The organism is Streptomyces sp. NPDC005494 (genome assembly GCF_042872025.1).
In the GTDB taxonomy this organism is placed as follows: domain Bacteria; phylum Actinomycetota; class Actinomycetes; order Streptomycetales; family Streptomycetaceae; genus Streptomyces.
Map to the genome: position 1 here is coordinate 621044 of NZ_JBIAJR010000001.1, position 16290 is coordinate 637333.

General features: G+C 70.1%; 16 protein-coding genes and 1 tRNA gene. 6 read left to right on the forward strand and 11 right to left on the reverse strand.

What is annotated here, in order from left to right:
• Positions 1-225 precede the first annotated feature (225 nt).
• Positions 226-699 (forward strand): GNAT family N-acetyltransferase, encoded by a 474-nt coding sequence (locus ACFYQ6_RS02840; RefSeq protein ID WP_388760032.1) that lies wholly within the window; start codon positions 226-228, stop codon positions 697-699.
• Positions 700-861: 162 nt separating this feature from the next.
• Here ACFYQ6_RS02840 and ACFYQ6_RS02845 read toward each other — a convergent pair.
• Positions 862-933, reverse strand: a tRNA-Val gene (locus ACFYQ6_RS02845).
• A gap of 207 nt (positions 934-1140) precedes the next feature.
• Between ACFYQ6_RS02845 and ACFYQ6_RS02850 the strand changes: the two genes are divergently transcribed.
• From ACFYQ6_RS02850 to ACFYQ6_RS02865, 4 genes are all read left to right on the forward strand, one after another.
• Positions 1141-1914, forward strand: coding sequence for a DUF4097 family beta strand repeat-containing protein (locus ACFYQ6_RS02850; protein ID WP_388760035.1), 774 nt, complete (start codon positions 1141-1143; stop codon positions 1912-1914).
• A gap of 70 nt (positions 1915-1984) precedes the next feature.
• Complete coding sequence (locus tag ACFYQ6_RS02855; protein ID WP_388760038.1) at positions 1985-3352, forward strand: hypothetical protein; 1368 nt, start codon at positions 1985-1987, stop codon at positions 3350-3352.
• Positions 3353-3946: 594 nt separating this feature from the next.
• Positions 3947-4555 carry a DUF4383 domain-containing protein gene (locus tag ACFYQ6_RS02860; protein WP_388760041.1) on the forward strand — a complete coding sequence of 203 codons (609 nt, stop codon included), beginning with the start codon at positions 3947-3949 and terminating at the stop codon, positions 4553-4555.
• Positions 4556-4564: 9 nt separating this feature from the next.
• Entirely contained in the window at positions 4565-4786 is a 222-nt protein-coding gene (locus ACFYQ6_RS02865; RefSeq protein ID WP_356735485.1) for a zinc ribbon domain-containing protein, read from the forward strand.
• Between the two features lie 34 nt (positions 4787-4820).
• Here ACFYQ6_RS02865 and ACFYQ6_RS02870 read toward each other — a convergent pair whose 3' ends face one another.
• The 4 genes from ACFYQ6_RS02870 to ACFYQ6_RS02885 all read right to left on the reverse strand — a co-directional run bounded on the left by ACFYQ6_RS02870 (position 4821) and on the right by ACFYQ6_RS02885 (position 10167).
• Entirely contained in the window at positions 4821-5483 is a 663-nt protein-coding gene (locus ACFYQ6_RS02870; RefSeq protein ID WP_388760044.1) for an O-methyltransferase, read from the reverse strand.
• Positions 5484-5540: 57 nt separating this feature from the next.
• The gene (locus tag ACFYQ6_RS02875) at positions 5541-6305 is read right to left on the reverse strand and encodes an HAD family hydrolase (RefSeq protein ID WP_361572357.1); all 765 of its coding nucleotides are present in this window, start codon (positions 6303-6305) and stop codon (positions 5541-5543) included.
• A gap of 89 nt (positions 6306-6394) precedes the next feature.
• On the reverse strand, positions 6395-8944 hold the full coding sequence (locus ACFYQ6_RS02880) for a phosphoribosyltransferase (protein ID WP_388760047.1): 2550 nt from the start codon (positions 8942-8944) through the stop codon (positions 6395-6397).
• Between the two features lie 62 nt (positions 8945-9006).
• Positions 9007-10167, reverse strand: coding sequence for an HpcH/HpaI aldolase/citrate lyase family protein (locus ACFYQ6_RS02885; RefSeq protein WP_361570906.1), 1161 nt, complete (start codon positions 10165-10167; stop codon positions 9007-9009).
• 220 nt (positions 10168-10387) lie between these two features.
• Between ACFYQ6_RS02885 and ACFYQ6_RS02890 the strand changes: the two genes are divergently transcribed.
• Positions 10388-11245 (forward strand): TerD family protein, encoded by an 858-nt coding sequence (locus ACFYQ6_RS02890; RefSeq protein ID WP_361570909.1) that lies wholly within the window; start codon positions 10388-10390, stop codon positions 11243-11245.
• Between the two features lie 33 nt (positions 11246-11278).
• Here the strand turns inward: ACFYQ6_RS02890 and ACFYQ6_RS02895 are convergent, their stop codons facing one another.
• The 6 genes from ACFYQ6_RS02895 to ACFYQ6_RS02920 form a co-directional block, all read right to left on the reverse strand.
• Positions 11279-12013 carry a Tellurium resistance gene (locus tag ACFYQ6_RS02895; RefSeq protein ID WP_361570911.1) on the reverse strand — a complete coding sequence of 245 codons (735 nt, stop codon included), beginning with the start codon at positions 12011-12013 and terminating at the stop codon, positions 11279-11281.
• A 161-nt stretch (positions 12014-12174) separates the two neighbouring features.
• Positions 12175-13311 (reverse strand): DUF475 domain-containing protein, encoded by a 1137-nt coding sequence (locus ACFYQ6_RS02900; protein ID WP_361570914.1) that lies wholly within the window; start codon positions 13309-13311, stop codon positions 12175-12177.
• Positions 13312-13381: 70 nt separating this feature from the next.
• Positions 13382-13957, reverse strand: coding sequence for a TerD family protein (locus ACFYQ6_RS02905; protein ID WP_073747245.1), 576 nt, complete (start codon positions 13955-13957; stop codon positions 13382-13384).
• Positions 13958-14057: 100 nt separating this feature from the next.
• The gene (locus ACFYQ6_RS02910; protein WP_124276684.1) at positions 14058-14633 is read right to left on the reverse strand and encodes a TerD family protein; all 576 of its coding nucleotides are present in this window, start codon (positions 14631-14633) and stop codon (positions 14058-14060) included.
• Positions 14634-14896: 263 nt separating this feature from the next.
• Positions 14897-15355 carry a peroxiredoxin gene (locus tag ACFYQ6_RS02915; RefSeq protein ID WP_361570917.1) on the reverse strand — a complete coding sequence of 153 codons (459 nt, stop codon included), beginning with the start codon at positions 15353-15355 and terminating at the stop codon, positions 14897-14899.
• Between the two features lie 168 nt (positions 15356-15523).
• Positions 15524-15961, reverse strand: a complete 438-nt coding sequence (locus tag ACFYQ6_RS02920; protein WP_145801731.1) for a DUF3052 domain-containing protein — start codon at positions 15959-15961, stop codon at positions 15524-15526.
• Between the last annotated feature and the right edge of the window lie 329 nt (positions 15962-16290).

Here is a 16290-nt window from a genome sequence, read left to right on the forward strand (position 1 = left end):
ACGCACGTCGTATCCGCTGACGCCGGTCGGCACCCATACGGCTCGCCTCTCGTTTCGCGCACATCCCGGTAGCGACGCACAGGGAAGCGACAACATCATCTCGAACGGGTTCAAGTGCAGGCGCCAACGGTACCGGGCGCCCTGCGCGCACCTCTCGCGGAGCACTGCGAGCTACACGGAGAACTTGGATGCGCCTGCATCAGGCATCTGCGAGCATGCGTCGCTGTGGAGACCAACAACCTTGCTGTCCGCCGCGCGGTCGACTCCGATGCCGCTGCGGTCGCCGAAGTGTGGCTTCGCTCCTTCACAGCGGCGCTTCCGAGCGTGCGGCGGGCTCATACGGACGCTCAGGTCCGGGCCTGGATCCGGGAGATGGTCGTGCCCGCCCAGGAAACATGGGTGGCGACGGTCGAAGGCTCGGTCGTCGCGATGATGGTGCTGGACAGCGAGGACCTGGACCAGCTCTATCTCGACCCGGCCTGGCAGGGCCGGGGCATCGGCGGCCGCCTCGTGGACCTGGCGAAGCAGCGCAGCCCGTCCGGGCTGACGCTGTGGACGTTCCAGGTCAACAGGGCGGCACGTCGCTTCTACGAACGCCACGGCTTCGTCGCCGGCGAGTCCACCGACGGCCACCGCAACGAGGAACGCGAGCCGGACATCCAGTACGTGTGGCGCCCTTTCGGTGCGCGAGGGCTCTGAGAAAGTCCACGCCGCCCGAGCGAGCGGCTGCCCTCGGAGCGGGGCTGCTGTCCGAGGACACGCTCCGACCATCTCGCCCGGGACGTCTCCTGAAGGGGCTCATCCTTCTCCGACAGATGCCAAAGGCCCCCAACCATGATCGGCTGGGGGCCTGTGCACCGGTGGGCGCGGACGGTTTCGAACCGCCGACATCTGCTTTGTAAGAGCAGCGCTCTACCCCTGAGCTACGCACCCGTGGATGAAGCAACAGGTTACATGGCCCACGGCCCCTCGCCGCAATCCGGTTGCCCGCTCACCGCGTCCCCGGCCAGGGCGCGTGCCGGAGTAGGGGTACGGGGGATATCCCCACCCCGGAGACGGTAGCCGTCCGGATCGTTCCGGGGGTGGGGCCGTACATACGGTGGAGGCACACCGGCGGCGCTCTCAGGGGGACTCGACATCATGACCATCCGTACTCGACGCACCGACGGGCTCCTCGCCGTCGGCGGGACCGTGCTTCTCGTCGCGGCACTCAGTGGCTGTGGCGGTGCGAACGCGGAGGGTGCGCCCGTCGAGCACAAGTCGTTCGCCTTCGACGGGAAGGCGCTCACCATCGACGCCGACAACTCGTCCCTCGAACTCGTGCCCGCCGATGTCGACCGGATCGAGGTCACCCGCCGGGTCGACGGGTGGGTCGTGATGGGCAGTGGACCGGACCCCGTGTGGAAGCTCGAAGGGGACAAGCTGACGCTCCACGTGAAGTGCCAGGCCATGATCAGCAACTGCGAGGCGCACCACGAGGTCAAGGTGCCCAAAGGGCTGCCCCTGACCGTCCGGGGGGACAACGGGAAGGTGACCGCGGCCGGCTTCGCCGTTCCGCTCAAGATCTCCGCCGACAACGGCGGGGTCGAGGTCCGCGACGTGTCCGGGCCACTGGACCTGCAGAGCGACAACGGGGCGATCGAGGCCCAGCGCGTCTCGGGGACCTCCGTGATCGCGCGTGCGGACAACGGGTCGATCGCGCTCGGATTCACCACCGTGCCGGATCTCGTGGACACGGTCAGTGACAACGGGCGCATCTCTGTCACGCTGCCGGCCGGGAAGAACACGTACGCGGTGTCGGCCCAGGCCGACAACGGTGACGTGCGTGTCGATGTGCCCCGCAGCGCCGGGAGCGGGCACGTGGTGAAGGCGCGCAGCGACAACGGGGAAGTCACCGTCCGAAGTGCGAACTAACCGGCCCGTGTGTTCGTCCTAACTGGTGGGAGAATGAACCGGGCAGGGCGGATCGGCACGGGAGAGGGATGTGACGGCGACACACACGCGGCCGCAGGCGAAAGCGAGTGTTGGTTGTGCCGTCAGGGACGTCCTGGTGCTGATGCTGCTGCCGGTGCCGCTGGTCGCCGCCGTGCTTCCGGCCGCCTTCGCCGGCGGTGGTACGCGCCGTTGGTTCGGGGGCCGTGGGGAGGGTCAGCGGGCCGACGCGCAGGCGGCGAAGGACGCCGCCGCCGAGGCGTTCTACGAGCTGGACACGGCCCAGCGTGATCTTCAGATCTCGATCGAGACGATCACCGCTGTGGACAGTTCGCCCCGTGCCCGCAAGGCGGCGGAGGACTTCGCGGCGCTGGGACGGCGTATCGACGAGGTCAGCCACGCCTACATCACCGCTGTCGACGCGCACGACCTCGACCGGGACGATCTGGAGCCGTCGGCCGCGGCCGGAGCCCGGACCCAGCTGACCCGGGCCAAGGACGATCTCGTACGGGTGAAGGGCGAGCTCGACCGGTTCGCCCAGGGGCTCGGGACGCTGCTCAACAGCGCGGAGACCCAGCTCGCGCGGCTCGCGCCCGCCGTGGAGCGGGCCCGTCAGGCGTTGCTGGCGGCGAGCAATGCCCTGGATGCCGTACGCGCGTCCGGGCTGCGGGCGGACGACCTCGCGGCACGGCTGGCGGCGCTCGCCCCGGAGCTGACCAAGCTCAACCAGGGCGCGGGGCGGCACGGCGTCGCCGAGACGCTGCAGCGCGCCGATCGGGTGCTGCGGGACGCCGAGGCCGTGCGGACGGAAGCGGACCGGCTGCCCGAGCGGGCTTCCGAGATCGACCGCAGGCTGGTCTCGCTGCGCACCCGGGCCCAGGCGCTGACGACACGCGCGGGGCAGGTCGAGCCGGTCCTGAGTGAGCTGCGGAGGCGTTTCTCGGCCGCCTGCTGGCAGGATCTCCAGCCGGTGCCCGAACAGGCGGCCGTCAACATCCGGCAAGCCGAGGCGAAGCTGGCCGAGGCCGCCGAGGCGCGGACCGAGCAGCGCTGGGCCGACGCGACGTCCCGGCTGAGTACGGTCCGGGCGCTGCTCAACGCCACGGACGAGGCGGTGTCCGCCGCCGGAGACCGGCTGCGGCAGCTGGACGCGGTGGCCAGGAATCCACAGGCGGAGATCGACCGCACCCGCTTCGCGATCCGCGATGCCCAGCGCCTCGCCATGGCCGGGCGGAACACACCCGATCCGCGCCACGCCCGCCCCTTGGACGAATCGGTGGCGCGGCTGGACCGGGCGATCGCCGGACTCGAAGGGCGCCATCCCGACTACTGGCACTTCCTCACCGAGACCGAGGCGGTGCGACAGACCGCGACGCGGGTGGTCTCCGCCATCCGGGAAGAGCTCGGCGCCGGCGCCTGACCGCCGCGCCGGAGGCCACCCCCGCCACGCCCCACCGCCACGCCGGAGGCCACCCCCGCCACGCCTGAGGACACATCCCCGCTACGCCTCACCGCCGTGCCTGAGGACACCCCCGCCACGCCCCACCGCCACACCAGGGGACACCCTCGCCACGCCCCACCGCCAGGCTTGAGGACGCCTCCGGCCCCGCGCCTGACCGCCGCGTCGAGGCACCTCCGGGAAGCCTGACCGCCGTCGTACGGTCCCGCTCGGCCCGGTTCATGGCCCCGCCCCATGCGGGCTGATTTGTCCCCGGCCTCCCCCGGGCCGATCCTGGAAGTACGCAGTGGCTTCCCGCCGAGGCGACCCCGGGCCGCACGAGCAGTCCGACCCCCGGGCCGCGCAAGCAGTCCAACCCCGAGCCGCGCGAGCGGTCCGACCCCCGGGCCGCACGAGCAGTCCAGGCCCTGGCCGCGCGAGCAGTCCCACCCCCGGGCCGCACGAGCAGTCCCACCCCCGGGCCGCGCAAGCAGTCCGCCCCCGGGCCGTATCAGCGTCCCGCCCCGGGCCGCACCAGCGGTCCGTCCTGGCCGTACGCGGCCGAAGGAGGCCGTCATGGCCCTACATGTCCTGCATCCCACCGGCCGCCGCCGCAAGACGGGCGAGGCCAAGGTTCCCCGGCTCGACGAGCACCTGCCCGTCGACCACCGGCTCAGCAAGGTCTACCGGGTGGGGGCCGGCCTGATGGGCCTGCTGCTCCTCGCCTTCGGCTTCCTCGGGCTCGTCGACCGTATCGGCTTCTTCGACACCGGCGGCGACACCGTCGCGGGCCTCAACACCAACGGCGCCCTGAGCATCCTGTCCATCTGTGTCGGGTTGCTGCTCTTCGTCGGCATGGTCATCGGCGGGAACTTCGCCTCCACCCTGAACATGGTCCTGGGGGTCGCTTTCATCGTCAGTGGGTTCGTGAATCTGGCCCTGCTGGACAGCGACATGAACTTCCTGGCCTTCCAGATGCAGAACGTGCTGTTCAGCTTCGTGGTCGGGCTGCTGCTGATGATCTTCGGCATGTACGGGAGGGTCAGCGGCGGACTGCCGCACGACAATCCGTACTGGCGTGCCCGCCACCCGGAGCAGGTGGCGAGGGAGGAGCGCCGCCCGCACGCCCCCATGCCCGAGGTGGGGAGAGGTAAGACGCCCTATCCCGCCGAGAAGAGGCTCTAATCTGGGGCCATGCCTCGTTATGAGTACCGCTGCCGCTCCTGCGGCGAGACGTTCGAAGTCAGCCGCCCCATGGCCGAGTCCTCCGCTCCCGCATCCTGCCCCGCAGGGCACGAGGACACCGTGAAGCTGCTTTCCGCCGTGGCTGTGGGCGGTTCGGCCGCCTCCGGCGCTCCCGCCCCGTCGTCCGGCGGCGGAGGCGGCGGGTGCTGCGGAGGCGGCTGCTGCGGCTGACGGCCGCAGCACGGACTTCCGCAGCGCCGACGGGTCAGGTCGTCCGGCGGGAGAGCGTCAGTCCGTCCGCCACGGTCAGCAGGACGCTCTCCATCCGGGGGTCGGCGGCCACGTGTTCGTTGAACGCCTTGACGGCCGCCGGCGCCCCGGTGGCCGACGGGTCGACGACGCTCCCGTGGAAGAGGACGTTGTCGGTGACGACGAGCCCGCCGGGGCGCATGCGGGGAACCAGTTCTTCCCAGTACGGGATGTAGTTCTCCTTGTCCGCGTCCAGGTAGGCCATGTCGATGTGCGGTTCGGCCGGCATCGCGCGCAGGGTGTCCAGCGCGGGTGCGATCCGCAGGTCGATCCGGTCGGCGACCCCCGCCTTCTCCCATGCCTCACGGCCGTACGCCGTCCACTCCTCGGAGATGTCGCAGGCGATCAGCACCCCGTCCGCGGGCAGCGCCTGGGCCATGGAGAGTGCGGAGAAGCCGGTGAAGGTGCCGACCTCCACGATGTGCCGGGCCCCCGTCAGCCGGGCGAGGAAGGCCAGCAGCGGCCCCTGTTCCTCCGCGGACTGCATGCCCGCGCGGTCGGGGAGCCGCGCGTACGTGGTCTCGACGAGCTCGCGCTGCACGGGGTCCAGCGGCGGGTTGTGGGCGAGTACGTACGCGTACAGCTCTTCGGTGATCTTGGTGGTGTTGCCCTTGGTCACTGCGTCTCCTCCGGTCGCGGCGGCCCGCCCAGCCTCTCGAAGTTCGCCCGCCGGCGCTCAGTGACCCGCCGGACGCGCGTCGGCGGCGCGCAGGAAGCGGCGCAGGATCTCCTCGCCGGCGGCGACGCCCCGCTCCCTCAGGACCTCGGTGTTGGGCGCTCCCCAGCCGCTGTCGGCGAGCTCTCCGTGCCCCGGGCGCCAGGCGCGGTCGGCGGCCACCAGCAGGTCGGCGTCCAGGAGCGAGTCTCCGGCGGCGAGCGTCCTGGTGGCGCCCGTGCGGCGGGCCACCTCGGCCGTCGCCGCGCTCTTGGTGAGCGGCTTGGGCACGGCGTAGATCTTCCGGCCCTGGAGTGACACGGTCCAGCCCCTGGGGTCGGCCCAGGCCGCCAGTTCCTTCACCCAGCCCTCGGGCAGGGCGGCACGGTCGACGACGAGATAGGTGAAGAGGTCCTCGGCGACCCGTTCCTTCAGCAGCCAGGCGGGGTCGCCCGTGGCCAGGATGTGGGAACGGACCTGGTCGAGGGAGACGCACTCGTCGGCGATCCGGCGGACCACCCGCGCCTGCCAGTCCGGGTCGGAGACACCGTCGACGAGGATGTGCCCGCCGTTGGCGCAGATGGCGTACCGCGAGGGCGGGCCCGGCAGATGGATGCGGTTGTACTGCTCCCGTGTCCGGGTGGTGGTCGGTACGAACACCGTCGTGCGGGCCAGCTCGCCGAGCAGGGCGGCGGCCGTCTCCGTCATGTAGCAGAGGGGCGCCCGGCCGTAGACCTCGACGCAGAGCAGCCGTGGGGCCTGCTCGTCCGGCATGGTCAGCTGCATGGACGCGGCCGAGTAGATGAGGGTGCGGTCGAGGTCGCTGGCGACCAGGGTCAGGGGGGCGTCCACGGGTGTCGTGCTCGCTGCGTCGCTCACTTCGCCGTCACCGCCGTGCCGTCGGCGCCCGTGGCGCCGCGGGTGTACTTGGGGTGGATCAACCCGACGCAGGTGTACGGGAGTCCCTCGACCTCCTCGACCGGTACACCGCGCTGCTCGGCGAGCAGCCGTACGTGGTCGAGGTCCGCGCCCGCTCCCCGCTTCGCCAGGATCTTCCAGGGGACGCGGCGCAGCAGCACCCGGGTCGTCTCGCCGACGCCGGGCTTGACCAGGTTGACGTCGTGGATGCCGTACTCCTCGCTGATCCGCTCGACGGCGGCCCAGCCCTCCCAGGTGGGGGCGCGGTCCGCGGCGAGGAGTTCCTTGGCCTCGGCGTCCACGGCGTCGGCGACCTCGTCGAAGTGCGCGCCGACGGAGTCGATGAAGAGGCCCGAGACGTCCGATCCGGCCAGTTCGCGGTAGAACTTGGCCCCGTGGAAGTCCTGCGGGCCGACCAGGTCGGAGCGCAGGACCGTACGGGAGATCAGCCCCGACACCGTGGAGTTGAGGCAGGCGGACGGGATGAGGAAGTCCTCGCGCGTCCCGTAGGTCCGTACGCAGCCGCCCGGGTCGGCCAGCACGGCGATCTCCGGGCTGAAGCCTTCGAACTCCTCCAGCGCGGCGGCGAGTTCGCGGGTGATGGCGCCCTTTCCGGTCCAGCCGTCGACGAAGACGACGTCCGCCGGGTCGTGGTGGGCGGCCAGCCAGCGCAGGGCGTTGGCGTCGATGCCGCGGCCGCGGACGATGGAGACGGCGTAGTGCGGCAGGTCGAGTCCGTGCCGGTGCAGCGCCCAGCGGCGCATCAGGACACCCACGGGGGTGCCGGCCCGGGCCAGGGAGACCAGGACGGGCCGGGGTCCCCGCTCCGCGATGATCGTCTCGGTGACCGTGCCGACGGCGCGGGCGATCCGGGCGGCCGAGGTCTCCAGGGCCGCCTTGAAGAGCTCCTGGTACTGCGGGGTGGGCTGGTACTCGACGGGCAGCGACTCGGCGTAGTGCGCGCCGCCGCTCTGGATCGCTTCCTCGCGCTCCTCGGTGGGCGCCTCCAGGGCTGTGTCCGAGAGGTCCTGGAGCAGCCAGCCGACGTCGTCCGCGGTGTAGGAGGAGAAGGCGGGGCCCCGGAGGGGTTCGGGCAGCATGGCGGCTTCCTGCCTGTCGGAGATCGGCGACGGGGCCGTGCGGGTGGCTGATGACGGGGCCGTACGGATGGCCGATGACGGTGCCGTGCGGGTGGCTGATGACGGGGCCGTACGGGTCGCCGGCGGCGGGGCCGCGCCCTCGGCGGCCGGGGGCACGTACGAGGGGACGACCGCGAGCAGGACCCGGTCCGTGTGCCCGGCGAGCCGGGCCAGCAGGCCGTCGGGGGCGTGCAGGGCGGGGGTGTCCGCCGCAGAGTCGACCACGGCGACCACCGCGTCGAAGCCGCCGCCGGCGACGTTGTAGGCGTACCGGTCGCCCGGGCCGTCGGCGGGGTCGTCGTGGGCGGGGAAGACGAGGCGGCTGCGTATCGCGTAGCCGGGGTCGTCGACGGCGAGCACGGGAGAGCGCGTGGTGGTGGAGTAACGCACGTCGGCGGTGGTGGCGTCCTCCAGCGCGGTACCGAGCCGCAGCGGTGCGTACATCAGCTCCTCGAAGCCGAGGACGAGGACCCTGCGGGCGTCGCCCAGGGCCTCGGCGACGCGGGCGGCCATGCCGGGCAGTGCGGCTTCGAGGGCCGCGCGGTGGACGGGCGTGAAGCCGTGGCGTCCGCCGTCGGGCACGCCGGCCGGCCAGTCGAGGGCCACACGGACGGGGGCGCACCTCGGTGCCGGGGGCTCGGGCTCGGTGGCAGACGCCTCGTGGGCGGCCACCAGGCTCCGGCCCTTCTCCAGGACCCCGTCCGGCAGGAGCACGGTGCCCCGGGCACGGGCCACCAGGTCGACGCGGGCGCCGATCTCCTCGGCGAACGCGGCGAGCCGCCCCCGGTCGTCCTCGGACCGCATGTCCACGAGGGCCACGATGACGTACCGGTCCCTGGGATAGCGCGCGTGGAGGGCCCGGACGGTGTTGAGCACGGTGTTGCCGGTGGAGAACTCGTCGTCGACCAGGACCAGCGGCCCGCTCTCCTCGGTGGTCCTCAGCAGGTCCGGGTCCTCGGGCAGCAGCAGATGGGAGGTGGCGTGCGAGTGCGACTCCTCGAAACCTCCCGCCTGGGCCACGCCCTCGACGGGCCGGCGGGTCGAGTGGAGGTACGGGGCCACTCCGAGCCCGTCCGCCACCGCGTGGCCGAGCCCCGTGGCCGTCTCCGCGTATCCGAGGACCACCGCGCGGGCGGCGTCCGCCTCGCCCAGCAGGTGCCGTACCCGCTCGCCGAGCTCGCGGCCCGCCGCGTGGACGACGGAGGGCCGCTGGGGCACGTGCTTGCCCAGGACGTTCGACACGAGCAGATGAGCCCGCTTCGGGTTGCGGCGCAGGGCGAGGCCCAGCAGCTCCCGGATCTCCCCGTCACCGGCGAGCTCGACCCCGAGCCGCTCCGCGACCCAGTTACCCGACCACTCCACGTCCACTGCTTCTTCTTCCCGCTCGGCTTCCGGTATGTGCCCGGCCGGCTGCCCGGCCGTGTTCGCGCTCAGTCGGTCCCGCCCGCGGCCAGCAGCTCCACGAAGCCGACGTCCTCCCGTGCCACGCCGAAGACCTCGGCACGCTGGAGGGTCCGCTCGGCCCAGGCGCGGTGCGGCTTCACCTCGTTCATCTTGTTCGTGTACGCGGAGCGGAGCACCCCGCCGCCGCCCCGTTCCGGCCGCAGGATGTCCTGGGCGTCGCTGTACTCCTCGTGGCTGACGACCGACAGGGCGTGCACGGGAAGGACGTGGGACGGGTGGATGCACGTCTTGCCGAGGAGTCCGTTGGCCCGGTCGAGCTCGATCTCGCGCAGCAGTCCGTCGAGATCGTGCTCGATGAGGGTGGTGCGCAGTTCCTCGGCCTGGCCCATGAAGGGGCTGCGGCGCAGCTGGGGCTTGAACATCCGCTCCTGGAGGCGGAAGTACTCCCAGACGGGTCCGGTGATGGTGAAGCCGGTGCCGTCCGCCCGGCCCAGCACGTTGACGACGTCCCCGATGACCGCGCCGACGATCTGCACGTCGTACGCCGTCATGTCGGGTGCCCGGCGCAGACCGTAGGCGGAGCAGAAGTCGGTGACACCGAGGCGGAGCGCGAGGACCCGCTCGCGGTACTTGTCGACGGTCCGGCCGATCCCCCTGAGCGTCTCGCCCCGGGTCTCCAGGTGCAGCAGCTCGGGGGATTCCAGGACGGGCATCGCGAACAGCCGGTGCCCGCTGTCCGCTTCGGCCGCGGTGAGGGCCTCCAGGAACAGCTCCCCACGCTCTTCGGTGAATTTGGGAAGTACGAATCCGGACAACAATCGGACGGAGCTTCCGAGACGCCGGACGAGGTCGGAAATCTGCTCCGGTTCACGCACCCTGATGAAAAGCAGTGGCACGTCGGCGACCCGCGCCTCCAGTTCGGCGAACTGCCGGACCAGGTTGGCCTCGGCGCCGACCACTTCGGCGTCGTCGATCGAATCCTCCAGGCAGAGCACCATGGAGACGACTCCCCGCCCGGCCTGCTTGATCACGTCGTCCGCCAGCCTGGGCCGCGTCGCGGGGCTGTAGAGGGTGGCGCCGAGCGCCGCCGAAAGAGTCTGGGAGGAGGAGCCCGCGCTGAATTCGCACGGCTCCCTGAAGAACAAGCCGTCCCGGACAGCGGGCGAGATGTGCCCGAAATGACGCATGTGATTCCCCCGTACTGCCTGATGGACCGGACAACGTATGGCCGGTAATAGTACGTTCGGACAGGTGTCGTGAGTTCCCCAGCCACATGAACTTCGGGTAACCCCGGCGTATCTCACCTACCGCGCGGCGCGCCTGCGCACCCCGCGAGAACACGTCCTGGCCTACTGGTTCGTACCCCCGCGTTGTCCGGGTGCCCCACCAGCAGGCAGGATGACCGCCATGACGCACGCGATGCTGAAGGGCTCGAACGTCCCCCTCGACGCCATGGCCGTACGGGCCGTGCTGCGCTGGACCCCGGGCGCCGGGGTCCCGGATGTGGACGCCTCCGCCCTGCTGATCGGCACCTCCGGACGGGTGCGTTCGGACGAGGACTTCGTCTTCTACAACCAGCCCCGCCATCCCTCGGGTCTCGTGCGCCGACTGCCCAAGCGCAGCGCACCGGAGGGCCTCACGGACACGATCGAGGCGGATCTCGCCGCGCTCGACCCGTCCGTGGACCAGGTGGTCATCGCCGCGTCCTGCGACGAAGAGGCGTTCGAGCGGGTGCGGGACCTGCGGATATCGCTGTACGACGCCGCGTCGGCGGACGGTGAGCCGCTCGCGGTCTTCGACGTGCGGGCGGAGACCGGCGAGGAGACGGCGATCATCTGCGGCGAGCTGTACCGGCGCGGCGACGGCTGGAAGTTCCGCGCGGTCGGCCAGGGCTACCCGACGGGCCTCGTCGGCCTGGCCACCGCCTTCGGCATCTCGGTGGACGAGGCGGAGGCGGCCTCCGAGCCCGGCCCGCCGGCCGTGCCCGCGCCGGACCCCCAGCCGTCCTTCCCGCCCGCGCCCGACAGCCAGGCCACGGTCCAGCACCAGCAGCCCGCGTACGGCTACCCGCAGCCGTCTGCGGCTCCCGCACCCGCCTACGGCTACCCACAGCCCACCGGGGCCGCGCAGCCCGCCTACGGCTACCCACAGCCCGCCGCGGACCGGCCCGCCTACGGCTACCCGCAGCCCGCCGCCGCCGCGGCGCCGGCCGCAGACCCGAATTTCGTGCTCCCCCCGCAGGGCCCGCAGTTCCTCCGGCCCTGAACCGGAGGCACGGCGGGCCTTCACGGCACGCACTCAGGCCCGCGTCTTGTAGCCGCGTCCCCACTGCATGCCGAAGCCGTACATCCGGTCCAGCTCCGACTGGAAGCCGTACACGAACTTCACCTCGCGCCGTACGACCAGCTCGCCCTTGGTGTTGTCCACCGTGAACACCGCGCAGGAGCGGGCCTGCGGGGCTCGCTCGTCCAGCTCGATCTCGATGCGCGGGCCGTTGCCCGGATAGAGCGTCACCTTGGCGTGCGTACGGTCGAAGGCCGGGGTCTGGTCGTAGATGTAGACGAAGAAGAGCAGGCGCTTGATCTCGTCCCGGTGGTCGAGGTTCACGTAGACCGTCTCGCCGGACGGCGCCCCGAACCGGTCGTCGCCGCTCAGCCGGATGTACGGCGGCCCCTGGAGGTCGCCGATCAGGTTGCCCAGCGGCTGCACGACACCCTTGGTGCCGTCCTTCAGCTCGTACATGCAGCCCAGGTCGAGGTCGACGTTGACCATGCCCTGGGTGTGCGCCTGCACGACGTCGGGCTGGAAGAGCTTCAGCGGACGCAACAGCCTGCCGCTCTGCCGCGACCTGCCCCCGATGTCCGACGTGCGCATCCGCCACGACAGGTTGACGCGCAGGTTGCCCGACAGCGCGCCCTGTTTGTTCAGCGAGACCGTCGCGTTGCGGCGGGAGAGCACGATGGAGTTCGTCGCGGAGTTACCCGACTCGAACTGTGCCGCCCGCCCCGCGAACAGGCCGTCCCAGAAGGCCATCCCAACCCCCACATGTATCCGTTAGTACCGCCCGGCCCCACCTGCGGCTCACATGCCACGCACGTCACTGCGGGGCGGCCACCGGGCCGGGTCCGGGTGTTCCCGGAGAACCGCCGCCGTGGGCCGCCCCGCAGAGAGAGCGTTCCTCAATCCCTACCGGGTCACACCCCGGAGGAGACTTCCGCCTTGGAATCGGAGCCGCCGGCCGCCGCGATCGCCTTGTTGCGGCGGACCGAGGACCAGAAGGACCAGCCGATGAGGATGACCCCGACGGAACCGGTGATGAGCTCGTTGATCTCGTACTGGATGGTGACGAGCAGGATGACCGCGAGGGCGCCGATCGCGTAGTGGGCGCCGTGCTCCAGGTAGACGTAGTCGTCCAGGGTTCCCTGGCGGACCAGGTACACGGTGAGCGAACGGACGTACATGGCACCGATACCGAGACCGAGGGCCATCAGGACGATCTCGTTGGTGATGGCGAAGGCACCGATGACACCGTCGAACGAGAAGGACGCGTCGAGGACCTCGAGGTAGAGGAACATGAAGAACGCGGCCTTGCCCGCGAGGAGCACCCCGGAGACCGGCTTGCCGGCCTTCTTGGCCTCTTCCTCGGCCTCCTGCTCCCGCTCCTCCTCCTCCTCGAGCTTGTTCTCGAAGAAGCCGGAGAGACCGCCGACCACCAGGTAGGTGATCAGACCCGCGATGCCGGAGAGCATGACGGTCGACGCCTTGTCGGCGTGCCCGCCGCCGTGCTGGTGGGCGTGGGTCGCGAAGGTCATGGCCGAGATCAGCAGGACGATCAGGGCGACGCAGACCGACAGCATGTCGACCTTGCCGAGCTTGGCGAGCGGGCGCTCGATCCAGTGCAGCCACTGGATGTCCCGGTCCTCGAAGATGAAGTCGAGGAAGATCATGAGCAGGAACATGCCACCGAAGGCGGCGATCGACGGATGGGCGTCCGTCACGAGTTCCTTGTACCTGTCAGGGTCGTTGAACGAGAGGTCGATGGCCTCGATCGGCCCCAGTTGAGCACTCACGGCCACGATGACGACGGGGAACACCAGTCGCATACCGAAGACCGCGATGAGCACACCGACGGTGAGGAAGATCTTCTGCCAGAAGGCATTCATCTTCTTCAGGATTCCGGCGTTGATCACCGCGTTGTCGAAGGACAGCGAGATCTCGAGGACCGACAGGATCGCGACGATGCCGAATGCCTGCCACCCCCCGTAGAACACCGCTGCGACCAGGCCGATCGCGGTGACCGCGAACGACCAGCCGAAGGTTTTCAGAACCACTGGCTACCCCATCATGTAAGTAACGGGTCTCCCCCGTCGAGTACGGGGCTCCCCCGCGCCGTGCGCGGCTTTACGAAACGTTGACCCCGAAGTCTAGAGCGATGCCCCGGAGCCCTGACGCGTACCCCTGCCCCACTGCACGGAATTTCCACTCCCCGCCGTAGCGGTACAGCTCACCGAAGATCATCGCCGTCTCCGTCGACGCGTCCTCGCTGAGGTCGTAGCGCGCCAGCTCCTGGCCGTCCGCCTGGTTGACCACGCGGATGAAGGCATTGCTGACCTGACCGAATGTCTGCCCACGATTGTCGGCTTCATGGATCGAGACGGGGAAAAGAATCTTGTCGCAGTGCGCGGGCACCTGCGTGAGGTTCACGATGACGGACTCGTCGTCGCCGTCCCCCTCACCCGTGAGGTTGTCGCCGGTGTGCTCGACGGAACCGTCGGGGCTGGTGAGGTTGTTGTAGAACACGAACCACTCGTCGCCGAGGACCCGGCCCGACTGGCACAGCAGCGCGCTGGCGTCGAGGTCGAAATCGGCTCCCGTCGTGGATCGTGCGTCCCAGCCGAGCCCGACCAGCACCTGCGTGAGATTGGGTGCGGCCTTGGAGAGGGAGACATTGCCTCCCTTGGCGAGCGTGACGCCCATGGTGTGTCCTCCCCGAGTCTGTGGACGGTCTTTCCTGCCGGCACGGCGCCTTCCGGACGCGGTGGTACTGCGGTTGTCCGGAGGTTCCCCCCGAACCGGCTCAGACGTTGACGCCGAAGTCCTGCGCGATGCCGCGCAGACCCGAGGCGTACCCCTGGCCGATGGCACGGAACTTCCACTCCGCGCCGTTGCGGTACAGCTCGCCGAAGACCATGGCGGTCTCCGTCGAGGCGTCCTCGCTCAGGTCGTAGCGCGCGAGCTCGCTGTTGTCCGCCTGGTTGACCACGCGGATGTACGCGTTGCGCACCTGGCCGAAGCTCTGCTGACGGCTCTCGGCCTCGTAGATCGAGACCGGGAAGACGATCTTGTCGACGTCGGCCGGGACACCGGCGAGGTTCACCTTGATGACCTCGTCGTCGCCCTCGCCCTCACCGGTGAGGTTGTCACCGGTGTGCTCGACCGAGCCGTCGGGGCTCTTGAGGTTGTTGAAGAAGACGAAATTCCCGTCGCTTCCGACCTTGCCCTCGGCGTTCGTCAGCAGCGCGCTGGCGTCGAGGTCGAAGTCACCGCCGGTGGTCGTACGGGCATCCCAGCCCAGACCGACGATGACCGCCGTCAGGTTCGGCGCGGCCTTGGTCAGCGAGACGTTGCCGCCCTTGCTGAGGCTGACTCCCACGAGTCCTCCAAAAGTTTTGAGAGGGCCGGCAGACACCAGCGCCCCCGTCGTGCGATGGCATCGGATCAACGATTGGATCCTAGTGACCGGTTCCCTGCCAAAACAGGCTTTTGGCAGGCAACCGCCGGGGGGATCCCCGGATCCGGTGGCCCACAAACCCCGGAATCGCCGGTTCACCGGCCTGCGGGGCCCTGGACCGGTCCACGGTCCGCCGAGCCCGGGGCCCGGACCGGTCCGGGCCCCGTGGGCGGGCGGTGTCCGGATCAGATCGAGCTGAGCGCCTTGACGTAGTCGTTCAGGTCACGCGCGTCCGGCAGACCGTTGACGACGGTCCAGCGGACGACGCCCTCCTTGTCGATGATGAAGGTGCCGCGCACCGCGCAGCCCTTGTCCTCGTCGAAGACGCCGTACGCCCGCGAGGTCGCGCCGTGCGGCCAGAAGTCCGAGAGGAGCGGGTACTCGAGGCCCTCCTGCTCGGCGAAGACGCGCAGGCTGTGGATCGAGTCGTTGGACACCGCGAGCAGCTGCGTGTCGTCGTTCTCGAACTGCGGCAGCTCGTCGCGGAGCGCGCAGAGCTCCCCCGTGCAGACGCCGGTGAAGGCGAAGGGGTAGAAGAGCAGCACGACGTTCTTCTCGCCGCGGAAGTCGGACAGCTTCACGGTCCGCCCGTGGTTGTCCTTCAGCTCGAAATCCGGAGCCTTCGTGCCGGCCTCGATCGCCATGTGGAACGCGTCCCTTCGCAGACTTCATCACTTCCCGGCCTGGGCCGTCCGGGTGACACCCACCCTACGCAGCGCCCTGCGGAAAGCCCGGGCAGGCCCGTCCCGGCGCGCACGAAGGCCCCCGGACGGCGCGATGCCGTCCGGGGGCCCCGGTGGTGTCGGAAGTGCTCAGCGCTTGGACTTGGCTCCCTTGGGAGTGACCAGACGACTGCCCGTCCAGTCCTTGCCCGCGCTGATGCTCTTGGTCTGGGCAAGACCCGCTGTCTGGGCGGCCTCGTTGATGTCGCTCGGCTCGACGTATCCGTCCCGGCCGGTCTTGGGCGTCAGCAGCCAGACGGCGCCACCGTCCTCGATCAGACCAATGGCATCCACCAGCGCGTCCGTAAGGTCGCCGTCCTCGTCCCGGAACCAGAGCAGGACGACGTCAGCGACGTCGTCGTAGTCCTCGTCGACGAGATCCTGGCCGATTGTGGCCTCAATGCCCTCACGGAGCTCCTGCTCGACGTCGTCGTCGTAGCCGATCTCCTGGACCACCTGTCCGGGTTCGAACCCAAGCCTCGCGGCCGTGTTGGTCCGTTCCTCCGCGTGGTCCGCGGTCGCGCTCACGGGTTGCCTCCTGATCATGTTTCGGAAAATGCTTCAGCCACGCGCGTGCGCGGGGCATTGGCCGTAGTCCACACGGGCTCGGCGAATCGCGCAAGTACCCGGCGTGCGAGACCGCCTAAACGGTGACGTTCCCTGCCACGTCGCCGCAACTTCCGGCATGTCTCTTGCGGGGCCGGGAATGGTGTCCGGACCCTTTACGTCCTTCCTCAGCTTATGCCGTTTCGCTCCGCCATTCGGATTCGAACGGCCTTTGGGAATGCTTGGCCGGGTTGGGCGTATGGTTGCGGTTTGGGCAGGACCGCCCTCGCACCGTCGATACTCGTGCCCGG

Coding starts and splice junctions, on each gene's coding strand:
- ACFYQ6_RS02850 (WP_388760035.1), top strand. CDS start 1,141: ATGACCATCCGTACTCGACGCACCGACGGGCTCCTCGCCGTCGGCGGG.
- ACFYQ6_RS02860 (WP_388760041.1), top strand. CDS start 3,947: ATGGCCCTACATGTCCTGCATCCCACCGGCCGCCGCCGCAAGACGGGC.
- ACFYQ6_RS02865 (WP_356735485.1), top strand. CDS start 4,565: ATGCCTCGTTATGAGTACCGCTGCCGCTCCTGCGGCGAGACGTTCGAA.
- ACFYQ6_RS02875 (WP_361572357.1), bottom strand. CDS start 6,305: ATGCAGCTGACCATGCCGGACGAGCAGGCCCCACGGCTGCTCTGCGTC.
- ACFYQ6_RS02885 (WP_361570906.1), bottom strand. CDS start 10,167: ATGCGTCATTTCGGGCACATCTCGCCCGCTGTCCGGGACGGCTTGTTC.
- ACFYQ6_RS02890 (WP_361570909.1), top strand. CDS start 10,388: ATGACGCACGCGATGCTGAAGGGCTCGAACGTCCCCCTCGACGCCATG.
- ACFYQ6_RS02895 (WP_361570911.1), bottom strand. CDS start 12,013: ATGGCCTTCTGGGACGGCCTGTTCGCGGGGCGGGCGGCACAGTTCGAG.
- ACFYQ6_RS02905 (WP_073747245.1), bottom strand. CDS start 13,957: ATGGGCGTCACGCTCGCCAAGGGAGGCAATGTCTCCCTCTCCAAGGCC.
- ACFYQ6_RS02915 (WP_361570917.1), bottom strand. CDS start 15,355: ATGGCGATCGAGGCCGGCACGAAGGCTCCGGATTTCGAGCTGAAGGAC.